The following is a 19617-nucleotide window of genomic DNA, read 5'->3' on the forward strand; positions in this document are numbered from 1 at the left end:
GACCTGTCCGGCGCATCCTGGCGGGGGTGCTCAGGCGGTCGGAATTCGCTGCTCGAATGGCAGTGATTGACTGGCGATGACTTCAGGGCTCTCAGTTGCGGCGGCCGGACGCCCGGGCGGGTCCTACTCCCTCGGCAGTTCCAGGGCGTCGCGCAGGCGTCCGGCGGTGGCGGCGAGGAGGCGGGCGGCGGTGGGTGCGTCCACGTCCGCGAGCAGGACCAGGACGGCGTCCTTCGCCCGGCCGTCGGTGGCGGCGAGGGCGCGGCGGACGGCCTCCTCGTCGGCGCCGGTGGCCTCGGCGACGATCCGGCGGGCGCGGTCGCGGAGCTTGGCGTTGGTGGCCCGCAGGTCGACCATCAGATTTCCGTACGTCCGGCCGAGGCGGACCATCACAGCCGTGGAGAGCAGGTTGAGCACCAGCTTCTGCGCGGTGCCCGCCTTCAGCCGGGTGGACCCGGCGAGCACCTCCGGTCCGACCTCCACCTCGATCCCGAGGTCCGCCGCCGCCGCCAGCGCCGAACCCCGGTTGCAGGCCAGCCCGACGGTCAGCGCACCGGCCGCCCGCGCCGCGCGGACGGCGGCCAGCGGGTACGGGGTGCGGCCCGAGGCGGAGACGCCCACCAGGGTGTCGGCCGGGGTGAGGCCGAGCGCCGCGACGTCCGCCTCGGCGAGATCGGTGCGGTCCTCGGCGCCCTCGACGGCCTCCGTCACGGCCGTCCGGCCACCCGCGATCAGGCCGACCACCAGGCCGGGATCGGTGCCGAAGGTCGGCGGGCACTCGGCGGCGTCCAGGACCCCGAGCCGCCCGGCCGTGCCCGCACCGGCGTAGACCAGCCGCCCGCCGCGCGCCATCCGGGCGGCTGCGGCGTCCACCACGGCGGCGATCGCCGCCAACTGCCCGGCGACGGCGGCGGGGACGGTGCGGTCCTCGGCGTTCATCAGGTGGAGCAGGTCGAGCGTGGGCAGCCGGTCGATCCCGGCCCAGTCGGCGCGGACCGTCTCGGTGGCGGGTACGGCGTCCTGGGTCATCGCGGCCTCGGGGGTGTCCAGGGGTGCCAATGGCTGGTCTCTGCGATCCTACGGGCGCTGTCAGTCCTGTGGGCTGCCGCTCCTGTGCGGGGCCGCCGGTTCGTTCGTCAGGCCATCCAGAAGAAGACGGCCGTCATCCGGCGGTCCGCCAGGTCGGTGCCGTAGTAGTTCGTGGCGCTGTGGATCAGGTTGGCGTGGTAGAGGAGCAGTTGGTTGTAGCGGTTGGGGACGCGGACGTCCTCGGTGAAGTGGTCGGCGGGGACATGGCGGGTGCCGAGGGCCTCGACCAGGTTGTTGTGCGGGGCGTTGACCAGGTTGCCGCCGAGGCGGCCGCCGGGGAACTGCTGCCGGTAGAAGCTGGTGCCGGCGTCCTTGGGTGCGTCCGGGCTCAGGTAGAGCACGGCGGCGTAGCGGCAGAGCGCGCGGGAGTCGGTGTGGGGGCGGGACTCCGACTCGCCGGCGCCGACGACCTGGACGCAGTTGTGGTTGAGCGTGCCGCCGCCCGGAGTGCTCTGCACCCAGAGCCGGGAGGCACCGGTGGCCTTGCGGACCTGGGCCTCGACCCGCGCCAGCTCGTCCGGCTCCAGGCCGGGCATGGTGCGCAGGCCGGGCCAGGTCTCGGGGCGGTACGGGTAGCCCTCGGTCCAGTCGCCGCGTGCCAGGACGCGTTCGCGGACCGCGTCCGGGTCGGGCAGGACGTTGTCCAGGACCCAGTAGTCCCGGCCGCGGGTGGGCTTGCGGTAGGGCAGGACCGGCAGTGCGGTGGACCTGATGGGCTGTGAGGGCATGGGCCGACCATAGGGGCGCCCCGCGTCAACTATCTGCCGTGAACAGGTCAACCTTTCGTCAAGGGATGCGCAGGCGGGAGCGGGTCCCGGGGCCCTCGTCGAGGGATGCGGAGGAAGAGCGTCGCGAGGACGAGGAGGGTGCGCGCCAACAGGATCCCGGCCTCGACGAGTTGGATCGGGACGGAGTGCGCGGAGGGGGGTACTTGAGCCAGGTGCCGGTGGACCGTCGCACCGGTGGGTGCCGGGGCACGCGTCGGAGCTGATGCGGCTGCCGTCCGGCATGACGGCCCGCAGTTGATCAGCCAGGCGTCGGTGGGCTGCGCGGTGTTCCGCGGCGCCGTCTCGTCGACGGTGGGGTAGAAGGACGGGCGGGCCCAGTGGACCAGGCCGTGGACCGTCGCGACCAGGGCGCCGGTGAGGAACATCGCGGGCAGCGTCCGGCGCGTCAACTGGCCGACGAGGACGCCCAGGTGCTCCTGGGCCGGCGGCGGCGCACCGACGAACACGCCGATCAGCAGCGGGACCGTGGTGACGGCGGGCTGGAGCACGGAGACATAGCAGAAGTTCGGCCGGTTGATCGGCGTCAGCAGTGCCCAGCAGTGGGCGTTGTCCCAGCTCTCGGGGCTGTAGCAGCCCGTCCGGCGCCGGTTGGGCGGCGCCGACCGGTCCTTCGGCGTGCCCGCTCCGGACGGCTTCGCGGGCGTCTGCCGGCCCGGCCGGGCCGTCCGGTCAGCCCTCGCGGACGGCGTAGGAGCCGAGCGCGCCCTCCAGTCGGTCGAAGGCCCGGGCGGCGGAGGGGCGGACGGCGTCGGCGATGGCGCCCTGCTCCTCTCCGGCCAGGGTGCGGCGGAAGACCTCGGAGAGCACGGCCCGGTCGACGGCGGCGAGCAGGGCGGCGGCGACCCGGCTCTCGAAGTCGACGCCCCGGGGTCCGTCGGGAGCCGGGTACACGGCCTCGGCCAGCGCCTCGGCGAGTGCGGCCTCGCTCTGCTCGTTCAGCTCGCGCAGCCGGGCGCCGAGGGCGGGGCTCTCGGCGATGGTGCGGGCGAAGTCGGGGCCGGAGAAGCCGAGTCGCGGGTCGCGCCGGTCCAGGCCGGCCAGGCAGTCGCGGCGCAGTGCGGCGAGGGCGGACTCGCCGGGGGCGCGCTGGGCGACGGCGTGGGGGAGCCGGTCGACGATCTCCTCGTGCAGGTCGAAGAAGAGGTCCTCCTTGCGCGGAAAGTGGTTGGTGACGGTCATCTTGGCGACCCCGGCGGCTGCCGCCACCTCGGCGATGGTCGTGCGGTCGAAGCCGCGCTCGATGAAGAGCCTGGTCGCGGCGTGCGAGATCGCCTCGCGGGTGCGGCGTTTGTTGAGTTCGCGCAGGTTCGGGGCGGTGCCGGTGTCGGTCATGACCCGAGCCTAGCGCAGCTCGCTGGGCCGAGCACAGGAATTGTGCTTGACCTAATCAATGGGTCGGTCCTAAGTTCTTCCCGGGTGGTCGGTGCGGCCGCCGGAGGAGCGACCCAGGGGAGGGGTGCATGACCACGTCGGTCACCACGAAGGGCAGGTCGGGCAAGGTGCGGCCGGTGCGGTCCGAGCCCTTGCCGCCGGGCCTGTGGAAGATGGGTGTGGTGCTCGCGCTGGGCCCGATCCTGGCCCTGCTGGACACCACGATCGTCAACGTCGGCATCGATTCGGTCGCCCGCGACCTGCGCAGCTCGATGGTGGGGGTGCAGTGGGTGGCCACGGGGTACCTGTTGGCGATATCACTCACCATGCCGCTCTCGGGCTGGGCGGCCGGTCGGTTGGGGGCCAGGCGGGCCTGGCTCGGCTCGGTCGTCCTGTTCGTTCTCGGATCCGCGCTGTGCGGCCTGGCCTGGTCGACAGGCAGCCTGGTCGCCTTCCGGGTGCTCCAGGGCGTCGGTGGCGGCATGATCCAGCCGCTCGGGCAGACGATCATGGTGCAGGCGGCCGGCCCGACCCGGATCGGCCGGGTGATGGGCACCCTCCTGCTCCCGATCAGCCTGGCCCCGGTGCTGGGGCCGATCCTCGGCGGGGTGGTGCTGGAGCGCCTGGGCTGGCGCTGGATGTTCCTGCTGAACGTTCCGGTGGGGCTGCTCACCGTGCTGCTGGCGGCCCGCTGGCTCCCGACCGGAGCCCGGTCCGAGCTCCCGCGGCCGCGGCTGGACGTGACCGGTCTGCTGTTGTTGTCGCCCGGCCTGACGGCACTGGTCTACGGACTGTCCACGGTCGGCGGGGGCGGCGCGGCCGGCCCGGTGGCGGTCGCCGCGGGCACGGTGCTGCTGGCGGCATACGGGCCGCACGCTCTGCGGGTCGGGCGCTGTGGCGAGCGGGCTCCGCTGATCGACCTGCGGTTGTTCGCACGGCGGGGCTTCGCGGTGGCGACGGCGAACAGCTTCCTGCAGGGAGCCGTGTTGTACAGCTCGATGTTCCTGGTGCCGCTCTACTACCAGCAGGTGGAGCACACCGGAGCGGTGGCGGCCGGGCTGCTGCTGGCGCCCCAGGCGCTCGGAACGGCGGTCACCTCGCTGCTGTCCGGCCGAATAGCCGACCGCTTCGCGCCGCGCCCGCTGATCCTGATCGGCATCGGCTGCTCGCTGCTCGGCACCCTCGCCTTCACCCAGCTCGGTGACGGGTCCGGCCCGGCCGACTGGCTGGTCGTCGGCTCGCTGGCGCTGCGCGGAGTGGGCATGGGGATCACCGTGATCCCCGGGATGGCGGCCGTGTACGCGAGCGTCGAGAAGGCCCAGGTGCCCGCGGCCGCAGGTGCGGTCAACGTTCTCAACCGGCTCGGCGGGGCGCTCGGTACGGCGGTGCTGACCTTGGTCCTCGGACAGGTCCAGGCGGGGCACCCGGACCATCCCGGGGCGGCCTTCGGCGCGACCTTCTGGTGGGTGCTGGCACTGTCGGCGCTCTCGATCGCACCGGCCATGCTCTACCCGGGCTCCGCCCGTACGGCGGACTGACCGGCCGCCGGTCCTTGCTCACCCCCCCATTCCCATTCGACCTTTTCGGCCTGTTCCACTCTGGAGGTACCCGTGTTCACCAAGCGCTCCGGCGGTCTGCGGCTGCTCACCGTGCACGCCCACCCCGACGACGAATCCAGCAAGGGCGCGGCCACCCTCGCCCGGTACGCGGCCGAGGGCGTGGACGTCCTGGTCGCGACCTGCACGGGTGGCGAGCGCGGCTCGGTGCTCAACCCGGCACTGGACCGGCCCGAGGTCCGGGCCGACCTCACCCGGATCCGGCGCGAGGAGATGGACGCCGCACGTGAAATCCTCGGAGTACGGCAGCAGTTCCTCGGCTTCGTCGACTCAGGGATGCCGGGTCCGGACGAGCCGCTGCCGGAAGGCTGCTTCGCAGCCCAGCCGTTGGAGGTCGCGGCGGCACCACTGGTCGCGCTGATCAGGGAGTTCCGTCCCCACGTCGTGATCACCTACGACGAGACGGGTGGATACCCGCACCCGGACCACGTGATGACCCACAAGGTCGCCGTCGAGGCCTTCGAGGCGGCTGCCGACCCGAAGCGCCACCCCGGGGCGGGTGAGCCGTGGCAGGTGGCCAAGCTCTACTACCACCTGGCGCTCTCCCGGGCCTGGTTCCAGACGCTGCACGACGCCATGACGGAGCGCGGAGTCGCTTCGGAGATGGGCGAACTGCTCGCCGGCTGGCCCGATACCCCGCCCGCCCTCGCGACCACCACCCGGATCGAGTGCGCCGAGCAGTTCGCCGTACGCGATGCGGCGATGCTGGCGCACGCCACCCAGGTCCAGCCCGGAGTGGCGTTCATGGCCCACCCACGGGACATCGAGCGCGAGGTCTGGCCGACCGAGGACTACCACCTGGCGCGGAGCTTCGTGTCCGGGCCCGGCAACCCGGTCCCGACAGCCGGTGCAGTCGGTGCGGTCGAGAACGATCTGTTCGCGGGGGTGAAGGCGGCGGAAGGGGCTTGAGCGAGATGTTCGAACAGGGCAGGTTGATCTCATGACGAACCCTCAGCCTGCCGCCCCGGACACCCCGAGAACCAGCGGGGGTGGGGGCGCTCAGAGCGCCGCCAGCACCCCACAGAGCGCAAGGAGGCCGCAGATCCCGAAGTTGACCAGCTTGTGTGAGAGGAAGATCGCCGCGAACTCGCGGATCGTCGCGCTCGGCCAGTAGTAGCGGGCAGTGGGCGAGCCGAAGACGTGCCCGTTGACCCCGGTCTTGCGGGCGGTCAACGCGGCCCGGAAGGCGTGGAAGTTGTTGGTCACCACGACGCAGCGGTAGTCGGGCTTGGCCCGCTCCATGATGGCCCTGCTGAAGAGCAGGTTCTCCTCGGTGGTGCGCGAGCGGTCCTCGCGCTCGATGTGCTGGGCCGGGAAGCCGCGCTCGATCAGGTAGGCGGCCATGGCGTCGGACTCCGGCAGCTTCTCGTCCGGACCCTGGCCGCCCGAGGTGATCAGCACCGGCGGGTTGCCGCGCGCGGCCTGCCGCTCGTACACCTCGCGGCCCCGGATGAGCCGGCTGGCCAGCAGCGGCGGGACGCGCTCGCCGCCGATCAGGCCGGAGCCGAGGACGACGACGAAGTCCACGTCCCCTCGCGGCCGGTGGCGACCGTACAGGAAGGCGTAACCGACGAAGCAGACGAACAGGAAGGAGACGTAGCCGACCACGAGCACGGCGGTGCCCGCCAGGATGCCGAGCCGCGGTGAGCGGGTGGCGATGGCGGCGACGAGCAACGCGATGACGGCGATGATGCCCAGTCCGGCGAGTAGGGAGAGCAGATTGGCCGGGCGTCGCCCCTCCTTGCGGATCATCGTCACGCCGTTGGCGAGCAGGAACCAGACCAGGGCCACCGTTCCGATGGTCGGCAACAGGATGATCGCCACCGCCGCGAGCTCCGCCACCAGCGTGGGCGCCCTGCGGAGTTCGGTGAGCAGGGCGAGGGCGAGGAGCGAGACGGCGATGCCGAGCAGGACGGCGTTGCTGAACCGGCGGCGGTCGCGCAGCACCCCGATTCCGCACAGCAGGAAGAACAGGGCGGCTGGGGCATAAGCGAGCATGAGTCGTATCGTAGGGGGAGAAGACTTGTAGATCATCTTCACGAACGGCCCGGTAGCCCCAGGGCGTTCCGTTCCTCAGGCGAAGCGTTCGACGGCGGCGAGCAGGGCCTCCGCCATCCGCGGACTGCCGGTGTGTCCGGCCTCGTCGATCACCGTCAGCCGTGCGTCCGGCCAGGCTTTGGCCAGTTGCCATGGGGTGTGCAGCGGCCCGCCGAGGTCGAGCCGGCCGTGGATCAGCTCGCCCGGGATCCCGGCCAGTCGTCCGGCGTTGCTCAGCAGTTGGCCGTCCGCCAGGAAGGCCCGGTGCGAGAAGTAGTGCGCCGTGATCCGGGTGAAGGCCATCAGGGCGTCGGAGGGGCGGTCGGAGTAGGCGTTCGGCTTGCCCAGCACCTCGTGCGAGATGACCGCGTCCTCCCAGGTGGCCCAGGCTCGGGCGGCGGCCCGACGGACGCTCTCCTCGGGGCTGTTGAGCTGTCGACTGTAGGCGGCGAGCAGGTCGAACACGTCGCCGTCCCGGTCGGCGGCGGGCAGGAAGTCGCGGAACTCCTCCCAGGGGCCGGGCAGGAAGCGGCCGACGCCCTGGTACAGCCACTCGAGTTCCTCCGGGCGCGTCATGGTGACCCCGCAGACCACGATCCCGGAGACCCGCTCCGGGTGGGCCTCGGCGTACGCCAGGATCAGCGTGGATCCCCAGGAGCCGCCGTAGAGCAGCCACTTGTCGATGCCCAGGTGCTCGCGCAGCCGCTCCAGGTCGGCGACCAGGTGTGCGGTGGTGTTGTGCTCCAGCCCGGTCGACGGGTCGGCGGCGTGCGGCAGGCTGCGCCCGCAGCCGCGCTGGTCGTACTGCACGACGCGGTAGCGCCGCGGGTCGAAGTAGCGCCGGGAGCCAGGGTTGTGGCCCGAGCCGGGGCCGCCGTGCACCACCACGGCCGGCTTCCCGGCCGGGTCGCCGGAGGTGTTCCAGTGGATCCGCTGCCCGTCACCGACGTCCAACAGGCCCTGGGCGTACGGCTCGTCGTGGCGGTACGGTTCGGGCATCGGACACTCCTCCGTGAACGTTCGGGCGGGCTGCCGGGTGAGCCTACCCGCCTCCGGGGCCGCGCGGCCGTCGGTTGTCGATCAGATCCCGATGTCCAGCCCGAAGGCGGTGCCGAAGGAGGCGTAGAGGACGCAGAGGACCGGCCCCCGGCCGCTGATGGTGCTCGGCCTCCTGCTCTGCGCCGTCGGCCTCGGCGGGCTGTCGATGTACGGCGAGCACGCCCACACGCTGCCCGGGCCGGTCCGGCAGGCGGTGGACGGCGCCTTCGTCGACGGCATCCACCTCGCGCTGCGCTGCGGTTCGGTGGCGCTCGCCGTCACCGCCGTGCTGGTCGCCGTCCTGCTCGGCCGGGGCCGTCCGCTCGCCGCGGCCGGCCTGGCGACGCGCGGCCGGAGGACGGGGCCCGTTCCGCCTGAACGGAGCCGAGCCGAGCCGGGCGGGCGGCGCGAGTGGAACGGACACGACCGCCTCAGCGGATCCCCTCCACCGCCGCCTGTGCCGCCCGCGCCAGCTCCCGCCGGGCGCCCGCCCGGGTGGGCTGCGGCCCGGGTGGCGGGATCGGCGGCAGGAAGGTGACGTCCGCGACCAGCCCGCGCACCGCGACCACCCGGGCGAGCGAGGTGAGCAGCCCGTCGTCGCCGATGAAGGCGGGCGCGCTGGTCGGCCGTCCGTCCGCCAGCCGGTAGCGGATCGTCACCGGCTGGACGAAGGCGCCCGCCTCCACCGCCGCCTGGAACAGTGCGGGCCGGAACCGGCCGCTCTCCCGCCCGCACCAGGTCGACCCCTCCGGGAAGACGATCACCGGGTGCCCGGAGCGCAGCACCTCGGTCACGGCCGCCACGGTGTCCGGGAGCGTGCGCAGCCGGTCGCGGTCCAGGAACACGGTGCCGCCCCAGGCGACCAGGGGCCCGAGTACCGGCCACTTGCGGACCTCGGTCTTGGCCAGCGAGCGCCCCGGCCGCCCGGCGGCGAGCAGCGGGATGTCCAGCCAGGACACGTGGTTGGCCACCACCAGTGCCCCGTCGGCGCCGACCGCCCCGGCGCCGACCGCCCCGGCGCCGACCGCCGCGCCGCCGTCACTGGCTCCGCCCGCTCGGGCCGTCCCGGTCGTCCCGGTCGTCCCGGTCGTCCCGAGGTTGACGGTCACCCCGAGGGTGCGCAGCAGCACCCGGGCCCAGAGCCGGATCAGCCGGTCCCGGGTGCCGTACGGCAGTAGCCGCACCGGCAGGCTGAGCAGCACACCCACGAGCACCGCGACCAGGCAGGCGGTCAGCCGCAGCGCCCGCCGGGGCTGCGAGACCTCCGGCGTGCGCTCGCCCAGGCAGGTGTCCGGTCGGCAGGGTGCGGTCGGGAGCCAGACGCTCATGACGAGGCGCCCAGGGTGGGTGCTCCGGACAGGAAGTGCCGCAGGTAGCGCGGGTCGGTGCGCTCCAGTGACAGCAGCACGTACAGGTCGGCGCAGTCGAAGTCGGGGTCGTACGCGGGCTCGCCGCAGACCCAGGCGCCGAGCCGCAGGTAGCCGCGGAGCAGGGCGGGCAGGGCGCCGCGCTCGGCACGCGGCACGCCGGTGGCGTCCCAGCGGCGGTGCGGGGTGACCCGGTACTGCTCGGGGGCCAGGTACTGGGCGCTGACGGTGTCCCAGACCCGGGCGGCGGTGCCGCCGCCGTCCTCCAGGCCGATCGAGCAGCAGCCGCCGACCCAGGTGTTGCCGGTGTCGGCGAGGTAGCGGGCGATGCCGCCCCACATCAGGTTGATGACCGCGCCGTTGCCCCGGTGGTCGGGGTGGATGCAGGAGCGGCCGAGTTCGACCAGGCCGGCCCGGACCGGCGACAGCGCGGACAGGTCGAACTCGCCGTCGGAGTACAGCCGTCCGGCCCGGCGGGCGGCCTCGGGGCGCAGCAGCCGGTAGGTGCCGACGACGGTGCCGCCCTCGCCCTCCCGGACCAGCAGGTGGTCGCAGTGCTCGTCGAACGGGTCGATGTCGAGTCCGGCGACCGGGCTGTGCAGATCGGCGCCGAGTTCGGCGGCGAAGACCTGGTGGCGCAGCCGCTGCGCGGCGCGCACGTCGTCCTCGTCGTGCGCGAGGGAGATGGTGTAGGCGGCGGCCGCGGCCGGCTGGTGGCGACGGGCGGGGACCGCCGGGGCGTCGTGGGTGGGGGCGACTGCGGACGGAGCGTACGTGGGGACGGTGGTCATGGCGGACCCTCCAGGGCAGCACGATCGGCGGTGCCGTGGATCGCCAGGGCACCGTCCCGGTCCGCAGGAGTCGGGCATGGATGCGAACCGGTCCCCGTATGTGTCTCCAAGCCGGTTGGCATTCACGTTGCGGCCCGGCGGAGCGCAGATGTGCACCTGTTGAATGGGACCTGGCGCAGCCTGGTGGTCATCTGCCCGGCACCGGGCGGTCGTTCGACCGGGGTGGACAACGGGGGCGCACACCTGCCTCACGCGCCCCCGCCGTCACCGCGGCAAGGGCTCAGAACGCCTGCCAGCCCTGCGGGTCGAAACCCCCGGGAACGGCGCCGGCCGGTCCGTACGGCTCGCGGGTGTAGACGAAGGAGCCGACGTCCAGGTGGCTGACCGTCCCGTCGGCGTGCCGCACCACCCGCAGAGTCTCGCCCGCGTAGTAGTTGTCCAGGCCGAGCCAGCTGCCGTCCGGCTGGGGCCGGAAACGGGAGCCCCGGTGGCCGCCGGCGTCCGGGGTCAACTCCAGGACGCCGTCGGCGTGCAGCCGCAGGACGTTGGGCGCGGCGCCCCAGTACCAGGGGCCGGTGAGCGCGAGGAGCTCCTGGTCGACCTCGGTGAGCGGGCGCCAGGGGGCGGGCAGCCGGGGCTCGTGGGCGGCCGTGATGCCGATCAACTGGGCCGCCAGGAGGGGGGTGTTGGCGCCGCTGGTGGCGTTGGAGAGGGCGAAGGCGGCCAGGCCGTCCTCGGCGCTGACCCACAGCCCGGCGGTGAAGCCGGGCATCGAGCCGGTGTGGCCGTACAGCAGCCGGCCCTCGTGTCGGCGCAGTTGGAGGCCGAGGCCGTAGCCGGAGGTCCAGTCGGCGTCCGCCGGGCCGATGGCCGGGCGGCTCATCTCGGCGAGGGTGTCGGCGCTCAGCACCTTGTCGTCGCCGGCGGCCAGGAAGGCCGCCCAGCGGGCCAGGTCGGCGCCGGTGGACCAGAGTTGACCGGCTGGGGCCATCAGGCCGGTGTCGGTGAGGGGTTCGGGCAGCATGACGTCGGCCCAGGGGTGGACGGCGAAGCCCCCGGCGTGCGGGTGCTCGGGCAGCAGGGTGGTGCGGTCCAGGCCGAGCGGGGCCAGCACCTCGCGGCGCAGCACCTCGCCCCAGGGTTCGCCGCGCACCTTCTCGACCAGCGCTCCGAGCAGCGCGTAGCCGGGGTTGGAGTAGTGGTGGCACCGGCCGGCCGGGTGCTTGAGCGGGCTCTCCTCCTCCAGCAGGTCGCCAAGTTCGGGCCGCAGGGCGCCGTCCGTCCGCTCCCACCAGGGCGCGGGCGTCTCGGCGGCGAGCCCGCCGGAGTGGGCGAGCAGTTGGGCGACGGTGACGTCGTCGGCGGGGGTGCCGGGCAGGTGGCGGCCCAGCGGGTCGGCGAGGTCGAGCAGGCCCTCGTCGCGCAGCCGGAGCACCAGCACCGCGACGAAGGTCTTGGTGAGCGAGCCGATTCGGTACTGGACGTCCGCATCCGGCGCGTGCCCGTCGATCATGCTGCGGGCGCCGCTCCAGACCAGCCGGCCCTCCCGTACCACCCCGGCCACCAGAGAGGGGGTACGGCCCTCGGCCTGGGCGACGGCGACGCGGTGCAGCAGGGCACGGCGGGTGGTGGGCAGCAGGTGGTCGGGCTGCTCGGTCATCTGGTCGTCTGAACTCATCGGCATGGACGGACAGTAGTCCAGCCGCGCCGCGGACCGGCGCGAACCTACCGGTCAGCCCGTCAGCGGCGGCAGCTCCGGCCGCTCCAGCCACGCCTCGAACAGCGGGCCGAGCGGGGTGGCGGTGTACCGGGAGGCATGCGCGAGCAGATCGGAGGTGGCGACCACGCCGTGCTGGTGGACGCCCGCCCAGTCCCGCAGCATCGCGAAGAACGCGTCCTCGCCGAGTGCCCGTCGCAGCGCGTGCACCGTGAGGCCGCCGCGCTGGTACAGCCGGTCGTCGAACATCAGCTTGCGGCCCGGGTCGCCGAGCCGGAGGTCCTGCGGCAGACCGGCCAGCAGCCGGTGCGCGGCGGCGGCGTGCACGGCCGCGCCGGGGCCGCCGGTGTGCTCGGACCAGAGCCACTCCGCGTACTTGGCGAAGCCCTCGTTGAGCCAGATGTGCCGCCAGTCGGCGATGGTGACGCTGTTGCCGAACCACTGGTGGGCCAGCTCGTGCGCGATCAGCCGTTCGCGCTCCCAGCCGCCGCCGAGGTGGTTGGTGCCGAAGGTGGCCACGCCCTGCGCCTCCACCGGGACGTCCAGTTCCTCGTCCGCGACCACCACCGCGTACTCGCCGAACGGGTACGGCCCGAAGGCCTCGGTGAAGTACGCCATCATCTCCGGCTGACGGGCGAAGTCCCGGGCGAAGGCATCGGCCAGCCGCTGCGGGACGTACCCGGTCTGCGGTACGGAACCGGCCCGGGGCGTGGTGGGGCAGGCGGTCAGCGGCACCGGCCGGTAGTGCCCGATCGAGACCGTCACCAGGTACGACGAGGTCGGCGCGCTCTGCTCGTACACCCAGGTGGTGCTGGAGGCGCGGGTGGTCCGGGTGAGCAGCCGCCCGCCGGACAGCACCGTGAACGGGGACGGCGTGGTCACCGCCACCTGGTACGTCGCCTTGTCCGCGGGCCGGTCGTTGCACGGGTACCAGGACGGCGCGCCGACCGGCTGACTGGCCACCAGCGCGCCCTCGGTCAGTTCCTCCCAGCCCAGCCCGCCCCACGGGCTGCGCACCGGCCGGGGGTTGCCGGTGTAGTGCACCTCGACGGTGAAGGCCGCACCCGCCGCGAGCGCCTTCGCCGGGCGGACCCGAAGCTTGCCGCCGCGGTGGGTGTAGCGGGCGGCTCTGCCGTCGACCAGCATCCGCCCGATCCGGAACTCGGCCAGGTCGAGCGCGAACTCGGCCAGCGCCGCGTTCGCCACCGCGCTCAGCCGGGCCGAGGCGGCCAGCCGGTTGGGCCCGGGCCGGTAGTCCAGGGCGATTTCGTAGCGGTGCACCCGGTAGCGGTGGTCACCGCTGTTCGGGAAGTACGGGTCCGGACCGCCGGCGGCCGGCGGGGCGTGGTGGGGCTTCACGGGGGCGGGCGCTTCCTGAGGGCCGGGACGGGGAGTCGTGGGCGGGTGGGTGGTCGTATCCGAACGGATGTCCGCGTTCCTGTCGGGGAGGTCGGTCGGAGGGGCGGCCGGGGGAGGAGTGGTCACGACGTGGTCTGCCAGGCCTCGATGGGGTTGCCCAGCCACCGGGTGTCCGCCGGGACGGACTCGGCGCGCATCACCAGCGAGGCCGGGCCCAGCGTGCTGCGCGCGCCCACCGTGCTGCCGGGCAGCACGATCCCGCCCGGGCCCAGGGTGGCGCCCTCACGGAGGACCACAGTATCCATCCGCATGATCCGGTCGTGGAAGAGGTGCGTCTGCACCACGCAGCCCCGGTTGACGCTGACCCCGTCCCCGAGGGTGACCAGGTCCGCCTCCGGCAGCCAGTAGCTCTCGCACCACACGCCGTGCCCGACCTTGGCTCCGAGCGCCCGCAGCCACAGGTTCAGCAGCGGGGTGCCCGGCACCGCACCGACCAGCCAGGGCACCGCCAGCACCTCCACGAAGGTGTCGGCGAGCTCGTTGCGCCACACGAAACCGCTCCACAGCGGGTGCTCCACCGCCCGGAAGCGCCCGACCAGCAGCCACTTCGCGGCCACCGCGACCAGGCAGGCCACGCCGCCCGCGGCCAGCAGCACCGGTCCGGAGAGCAGCGCGGCCAGCACGGTGGAGCCCGCCGCCAGCCAGGACAGCGCCGCCACCGTCGCCAGCCCCAGCGCCCCCGAGGCCAGCACCGGCAGCAGCCGCGCCAGTTCGACCAGCCCGCGCGCCCACCGCAGCCGGGCCGGCGGCTCGTAGGTCAGGCTCTGGTCCGCCCGGTCCGCCGCGCGCGGCAACCGCACCGGCGGCATGCCCAGGTACGACCCGCCCTTCTTCGCCTTCGCCGGCGTCGCCGAGAGCACGCCCACCAGGCCCCGTTTGGGCACCGAACGGCCCGGCGCGGTCATCCCCGAGTTGCCGAGGAACGCCCGGTCGCCGACCTTCGCCTCGCCCAGGCGCATCCAGCCGCCGCCCAGCTCGTAGGGTGCGATCAGGGTGTCGTCGGCCAGGAACGCGCCGTCCCCGACGGTGGTCAGGCTGGGCAGCGCCAGCACCGTGGACACCTCGGCGCCCCGGCCGACCCGCATCCCCAGCGCCCGCAGCCAAAGCGGGGTGACCAGCCCGGCGTACAGCGGGAACAGCACCTCGCGGGCCCGGTCCATCAGCTGGCTGACCGTCCACGCCTGCCAGCTGACCCGGCCGTGCAGCGGGTGCACGCCGGGCACCAGGCCGGTGCTCAGCAGCCGGACCAGCACCACCAGCTGCGCCGCGTACAGTGCGCCGTACGCCAGGGTGGCGGGCAGCAGCCCGAGCAGGGCGCCGCCGAGGGCCGGACCGAGTTCCGCGCCCCGGTCGACGAACCGGGAGAGCACGGCGAGGGCGGCCGCGGCGGGCAGCACCGGCAGCAGGCCTACCAGGGTGTCACCGACGCCGTACAGCGCGGCCCAGACGGGCCGGCGGACCGGCGGCTCCTTGGGCCAGGACCACTCGGCCCGGCCCAGCTTGACGGCGGGCGCGCCGCCCCAGCGCTGGCCGGTGGGCACCTGGCCGGTGACGCTGGAGCCGGGCAGCACCTGCGCGCGCTTGCCGACCCGGGCACCGGGCAGCAGCGTCGAACGGGTGCCGACCACCGCGTCGGCACCGATCCTGATCTGGCCGACCTCCAGCCGGTCGCCATCCAGCCAGTAACCGGACAGGTCGACCTCGGCCTCGACGGCGCAGCCCCGGCCCAGCCTGAGCATCCCGGTGACCGGGGGTAGCGAGTGCAGGTCCACCTCGCGGGCGACCTTGACGCCCAGCACCCGGGCGTAGGGGACCAGCCAGGCGCCGGACAGCCCGGTCGCGCCGCTCAGCTCGGCGAGCCGCTCGGCCGCCCACAGCCGCAGGTGCACGGCCCCGCCGCGCGGGTAGCTGCCTGGGCGCAGGCCGCGCAGCAGCAGCCGGGCACCACCGGCGCCGATCGCGAGCCGGCCCGGCGAGCTGTACAGCAGGAGCGCGCCCGCGCCGACCGCCCACCAGGAGGCGGTGGGCGCCCACGGGTAGTCGCCGACGTGGGAGAGCAGGTTCCCGGCGGCCAGCAGGGCGACCGTCCAGCGCAGGCCGACCACGGTGAACAGCGGGATCAGCAGGAGCAGTTGGAGCAGCTTGGCCCGGGTCGGTACCAGGGCGACGGTACGGGCCTCGCCACCCTCGGCGGCGCCGCGTTCCAGGTGGCGGGCGAGCTTGCGCAGCGTCGGGTGCTGGTAGACGTCCAGTACGGCCGCGCTCGGGTAGCGGGTGCGCAGCAAGGTGGTCAGCCGGGCTGCGGCCAGACTGCTGCCGCCGATCGCGAAGAAGTCGTCGCGTGCGCCGCTCACCTGCACGCCGAGGATCTCGGCCCACTGCTCGGCGAGCCAGGCCTCGGTGCCGTACAGCTGCTCGCCCGGCCCGGCGGCCTCCAGTTCGGGCAGCGGCCAGGGCAGGGCGTTGCGGTCGACCTTGCCGGAGGTGCGGGTGGGCAGGGTGTCGACCGGGGCGAGCAGCGGCACCAGGGCGGCGGGCAGTTCGGCGCGCAGCCGTTCGACGGCCTGCTCGCGGTCGAAGCCGTCCTGGACCACCAGGTAGCCGACCAGCAGCTGGTTGCCGCCGCGCGCGGTCCGCACCGCGGCGGCCGCGCCCGTCACCCCGGGCAGCGCCTGCAGGGCGGCGTCCACCTCGCCGAGTTCGATCCGGCGTCCGCCGAGCTTGATCTGCTCGTCGGTGCGGCCGAGGAACAGCAGGCCGGCCGGGTCGGCCTGGACCAGGTCGCCACTGCGGTAGGCGCGCTCCCAGCCCAGCGAGGGCAACGGCGCGTACTTCTCGGCGTCCTTCTCCGGGTCGAGGTAACGGGCCAGACCGACCCCGCCGATCACCAGCTGCCCGGTGCCGCCGGGGGTGACCGGCTGCCCGGCCCCGTCCACCACGGCGAGGTCCCAGCCGTCCAGCGGCAGGCCGATCCGGACCGGGCCCTCGCCGGTCAAGAGGGCGGCGCAGGCCACCACGGTGGCCTCGGTCGGGCCGTAGGTGTTCCACACCTCGCGGCCCTCGGTGACCAGGCGCTGCACCAGCTCGGGCGGGCAGGCCTCGCCGCCGAAGACCAGCAGCCGGACCTCGTTCAGCGCCTCGGCCGGCCACAGCGCGGCCAGGGTCGGGACGGTGGAGACCACGGTGATCTCCTGCTCGGCCAGCCAGGGGCCGAGGTCGGCGCCGCTGCGCACCTGGGAACGGGGGACGGGCACCAGGCAGGCGCCGTGCCGCCAGGCCAGCCACATCTCCTCGCAGGAGGCGTCGAAGGCGACCGACAGTCCGGCCATCACCCGGTCGCCGGGGCCGATCGGCTCCTCCTGGAGGAAGAGCGCGGCCTCGGCGTCGACGAAGGCGGCGGCGTTGCGGTGGGTGACGGCGACGCCCTTGGGCTTGCCGGTCGAGCCGGAGGTGAAGATGATCCAGGCGTCGTCGGCCGGGGTGGGGCGGCGCCCGCTCAAGGGCGGGCGCGTGGTGGTGGTGCTCAGGGCGCGCCCGGCGCCGAGCACGGCGGCCACGGCGGCCTCGCCGAAGACCAGCTGGGCCCGCTCGTCCGGGTCCTCGGCGTCCACCGGCACGTAGGCGGCGCCGGCGGCGAGCACGGCGAGGATTGAGACGTACAGGTCGTTGGTGCCCGACGGGACCCGCACCCCGACCCGGTCGCCCGGGCCGATCCCGGCGGCGGTCAGCCGGCGGCGCAGCTGCTCGACCTCGGCGGCCAGGGCGCGGTAGCTGAGCACCGTGCGGCCGTCGTCCAGGGCGGGCTCGTCGGGGTGGGCGCGCACGGTGGCGTCCAGCACGTCGACCAGGGTGCGCGGGGCGGCGGCGGGGCGGCCGGGGAACAGGGCCTGCGGCGTCGCGGTCCGTAGGGGTGCGGCTCGTTCCGGGGAGGCCTTTTCCGGCGCGGGCCGCGGTGGCGTGGCGTACTGCTTCGGGTGGCTCGGTTCAGCGGTCATGGCAGCCCGTGCGCTCCTCGTCCTCGCCCCGTTCCGACCGATGTCCGGCCCTTGGGGCGGTGGGAGCACTCGCCTGACGGGAGACCCCACTCCGGGGCCGGAGCGGACAACCCGACCGATGGTAGCCCCGGCTTTCCGGGCCGGCAGGAGCTGACACTCAGCCCAACTCGAGCGGGAGTGACCGAATCTGACTCAACGTCAGTCAACAACTGGTGCCAAGTGGAGGCAGAGTGACGAACCGTCAGTCGAAGTGACGGATCGTCAGTTCTGCCGCGTGATCGTGATCCATGCCACAGGAAATGCTGCTCCCTTCGGGTGGCGGGCCGGGCGGGCCGGGAATTCGGCGGTGTCCTCCCTGGCCCGCCCGGCCTCGCGGCGCTGCCACGGTCCGTGCCTAGGCGGCTCGGGGGGGCGATCCGGGGCGGCGTCCAGTCGGCGTGCTTCAGGACGGTCCGCATCATCGCACCGGGCGGGGTGAGGCGGATCGCGGCGTTGCGCAGGCCGACCGCCAGCGGGTTGGCCAGCTGCTGGCCCATCCGGCCGGCCCGGCGGGCGTCGCGGGCCACGGTCTGGCTGCGCGGGCGGCGAGCGGCGTCGTAGCGGGCGAGCGCGGCCTCGACCGTCGGGCTGCCGGCGACCGCCGCCGCGAGGGTTGCGGCGTCCTCCAGGGCCTGGCAGGCGCCCTGGCCGAGGTGGGGCGTCATGGCGTGGGCCGCGTCGCCGAGCAGCGCGATCCGGCCCGAGACGTACGAGGGGAGGGGGGTGACCAGCTCGTTGACGTCGTGGTGCAGCACCGCCTCCGGGTTGGTCGCGGCCAGCAGCGCGGGGATCGGGTCGTGCCAGCGCGCGAACCGGCGACGGACCTCGGTCAGCGGGTCCCGGTAGCGCACCCCGGCCGGGGCGGTGAGCACGGCGTGCCACTCGGCCCGGCCGTCCGGGAAGGCGATGTGTCCGAACTCGGCGCCGTGGCCCCAGGTCAGCTCGAAGTCGGCGGTCAGCCCGTCGACCGGGCGCTCGGTGATCGCCCGCAGCACCGTCGAGCCGCTGTAGACCGGTCCGGGGTGGGCGGGGAAGAGGCGGTGGCGGATCCGGCTGTTGACGCCGTCGGCCGCGACGACGAGATCGGCCTTCAGGGTGGTGCCGTCGTAGCCCACCGCGACCCGGGCGGGGTCGGTGGCGTCGATCTCCGTCACCTCGGCGCCGATCACCAGGGACTCGGCGGGCAGCGCGTCGCGCAGGATGCGGTGCAGGTCGGCGCGGGGTATGCCGACGATCGGCGCCCCCAGCTCCCGCTCCAGTGCCCTGCCGTCCATCAGGGCGAGCCGGCGGCCGTCCGGCGTCCGTGTCCCGCCGGTGTACTGCCGCCGGGAGGCCGCCTCAACGGCGTCGCCGACCCCGAGGATTCCGAGCGACCGCATGCCGTTGGCGTGGAGCGAGATCCCGGCTCCGGCGTCGTCCAGTACGGCCGCCCGCTCGATCACGGTGACGTCCCACCCCGCCAGCCGGAGCCCGATCGCGGTCGCCAGTCCGCCGATGCCGCCCCCGACCACCACCGCGCTGTTGTTGCTCATGCCCGGTCCTTCCCGTGCCGCCGCGTTGTTTTCTACATCTGTAGAAGGAGCGTACTACGGGCTTACGGAGGCGGTCGGAGGGGAGGGGCGGGGTCCCGGTGCTGCGGGGGAGGCCGGCCCGACGGCGGCCGGACGGGCGTGGGGGGAGCCCGGCCCGGTAGAAAGGGGGGATGCGGCGAGACCAGGACCAGAAGCAAGGCGGCACGGGCGGGGCGGGTGAGGCGGGGAGGCCGGACCGGCGGACCGTGCTGGCGGATGCGGCGATCGGCGTGCTGGCGGACGCGGGGGTGCGAGGGTTGACCCATCGGGCGGTCGATGCGGCGGCCGGGCTGCCGCCCGGTACCACCTCGGCCTATCTGCGCACCAGGCAGGCGCTGCTGACCGCGCTGGTGCGGCGCCTGGTCGAGTTGGACCAGGGGGAGCTGCAGGCGATGGGAGAGCGGGTGGTGATCCGCTCGTCGGACGAACTGGTCCAAGGGATAGCCGAGTTGATGAGTCATCGGCTGACCGGCGAAGGGCGGCGGCGGTCGCTGGCGCGGTACGCCTGCGCGGTGGAGAGCGTCCGTGACCCCGAGCTGCGGGAGATTCTCGTGCCGCGCGAGAACGCCGGCCGGGCCGTCGTCCGGGCCTTCCTCGCCGACCAGGGGGTCGCCGACCCGGACGGTCGGACCGCCACGCTCCTGGCCTGCATCGACGGACTGGTCTTCGACCGCCTGGTCGGCGGGGGCGAGACCGGTGTCGACGAGCTCCAGGGCCTGGTGGCGGCCGCCCTGCGCGGCGCGACCGGACCTTAGGGCCTGCCTTGGCTTCTGCCCACC

15 protein-coding genes and 1 pseudogene are annotated in these 19617 nt (G+C 74.1%); 3 read left to right on the forward strand and 13 right to left on the reverse strand.

The genetic code is table 11. The features are described 5' to 3' along the window. Window positions 1–123: 123 nt before the first annotated feature. The 4 genes from murQ to BOQ63_RS38395 all read right to left on the reverse strand — a co-directional run bounded on the left by murQ (window position 124) and on the right by BOQ63_RS38395 (window position 3209). Window positions 124–1029 carry an N-acetylmuramic acid 6-phosphate etherase gene (murQ, locus tag BOQ63_RS38380; protein WP_030550164.1) on the reverse strand — a complete coding sequence of 302 codons (906 nt, stop codon included), beginning with the start codon at window positions 1027–1029 and terminating at the stop codon, window positions 124–126. Window positions 1030–1136: 107 nt separating this feature from the next. Then, window positions 1137–1817: a DUF6445 family protein gene (locus BOQ63_RS38385; protein ID WP_072655835.1), complete on the reverse strand. Its 681-nt coding sequence runs from the start codon at window positions 1815–1817 to the stop codon at window positions 1137–1139. A gap of 47 nt (window positions 1818–1864) precedes the next feature. Continuing rightward, complete coding sequence (locus tag BOQ63_RS38390; RefSeq protein WP_072655836.1) at window positions 1865–2365, reverse strand: hypothetical protein; 501 nt, start codon at window positions 2363–2365, stop codon at window positions 1865–1867. A gap of 181 nt (window positions 2366–2546) precedes the next feature. Then, window positions 2547–3209, reverse strand: a complete 663-nt coding sequence (locus tag BOQ63_RS38395; protein ID WP_072655837.1) for a TetR/AcrR family transcriptional regulator — start codon at window positions 3207–3209, stop codon at window positions 2547–2549. A gap of 128 nt (window positions 3210–3337) precedes the next feature. Between BOQ63_RS38395 and BOQ63_RS38400 the strand changes: the two genes are divergently transcribed. Together BOQ63_RS38400 and mca are read left to right on the forward strand one after the other, a co-directional pair. Next, complete coding sequence (locus BOQ63_RS38400; RefSeq protein WP_107488599.1) at window positions 3338–4786, forward strand: MDR family MFS transporter; 1449 nt, start codon at window positions 3338–3340, stop codon at window positions 4784–4786. Window positions 4787–4858: 72 nt separating this feature from the next. Further along, window positions 4859–5773: a mycothiol conjugate amidase Mca gene (gene mca / locus BOQ63_RS38405; protein WP_223886166.1), complete on the forward strand. Its 915-nt coding sequence runs from the start codon at window positions 4859–4861 to the stop codon at window positions 5771–5773. Between the two features lie 90 nt (window positions 5774–5863). On the opposite strand, the gene BOQ63_RS38410 is transcribed toward mca, so the two are convergent. The 9 genes and pseudogenes from BOQ63_RS38410 to BOQ63_RS38450 all read right to left on the reverse strand — a co-directional run. After that, window positions 5864–6862 (reverse strand): YdcF family protein, encoded by a 999-nt coding sequence (locus BOQ63_RS38410; protein WP_030285232.1) that lies wholly within the window; start codon window positions 6860–6862, stop codon window positions 5864–5866. Window positions 6863–6937: 75 nt separating this feature from the next. Beyond that, window positions 6938–7900 (reverse strand): prolyl aminopeptidase, encoded by a 963-nt coding sequence (gene pip, locus BOQ63_RS38415; RefSeq protein WP_030285234.1) that lies wholly within the window; start codon window positions 7898–7900, stop codon window positions 6938–6940. A gap of 81 nt (window positions 7901–7981) precedes the next feature. Beyond that, on the reverse strand, window positions 7982–8179 hold the full coding sequence (locus BOQ63_RS38420) for a hypothetical protein (RefSeq protein ID WP_141763626.1): 198 nt from the start codon (window positions 8177–8179) through the stop codon (window positions 7982–7984). A 191-nt stretch (window positions 8180–8370) separates the two neighbouring features. Then, window positions 8371–9267, reverse strand: a complete 897-nt coding sequence (locus tag BOQ63_RS38425) for a lysophospholipid acyltransferase family protein (RefSeq protein WP_150476290.1) — start codon at window positions 9265–9267, stop codon at window positions 8371–8373. After that, window positions 9264–10097, reverse strand: a complete 834-nt coding sequence (locus BOQ63_RS38430) for a GNAT family N-acetyltransferase (protein WP_030285240.1) — start codon at window positions 10095–10097, stop codon at window positions 9264–9266. The genes BOQ63_RS38425 and BOQ63_RS38430 overlap by 4 nt, the downstream gene beginning before the upstream one ends. A gap of 280 nt (window positions 10098–10377) precedes the next feature. Beyond that, window positions 10378–11757 (reverse strand): serine hydrolase domain-containing protein, encoded by a 1380-nt coding sequence (locus tag BOQ63_RS38435; RefSeq protein WP_030285242.1) that lies wholly within the window; start codon window positions 11755–11757, stop codon window positions 10378–10380. 72 nt (window positions 11758–11829) lie between these two features. Continuing rightward, a complete protein-coding gene (locus BOQ63_RS38440) occupies window positions 11830–13173 on the reverse strand; it encodes a M1 family metallopeptidase (RefSeq protein WP_030285244.1) in 1344 nt (447 codons plus the stop codon). Window positions 13174–13295: 122 nt separating this feature from the next. Next, entirely contained in the window at window positions 13296–17228 is a 3933-nt protein-coding gene (locus BOQ63_RS38445) for a Pls/PosA family non-ribosomal peptide synthetase (protein WP_150476291.1), read from the reverse strand. A gap of 413 nt (window positions 17229–17641) precedes the next feature. Further along, window positions 17642–18799 (reverse strand): annotated as a pseudogene (locus tag BOQ63_RS38450) (FAD-dependent monooxygenase); the annotation flags it as partial. 170 nt (window positions 18800–18969) lie between these two features. Between BOQ63_RS38450 and BOQ63_RS38455 the strand changes: the two are divergent. Then, window positions 18970–19593: a TetR/AcrR family transcriptional regulator gene (locus BOQ63_RS38455; protein WP_079183942.1), complete on the forward strand. Its 624-nt coding sequence runs from the start codon at window positions 18970–18972 to the stop codon at window positions 19591–19593. The last annotated feature ends 24 nt before the right edge of the window (window positions 19594–19617 follow it).

Origin of the sequence: Streptomyces viridifaciens, assembly GCF_001888885.2 — a bacterium.
In the GTDB taxonomy this organism is placed as follows: Bacteria; Actinomycetota; Actinomycetes; order Streptomycetales; family Streptomycetaceae; genus Kitasatospora; species Kitasatospora aureofaciens.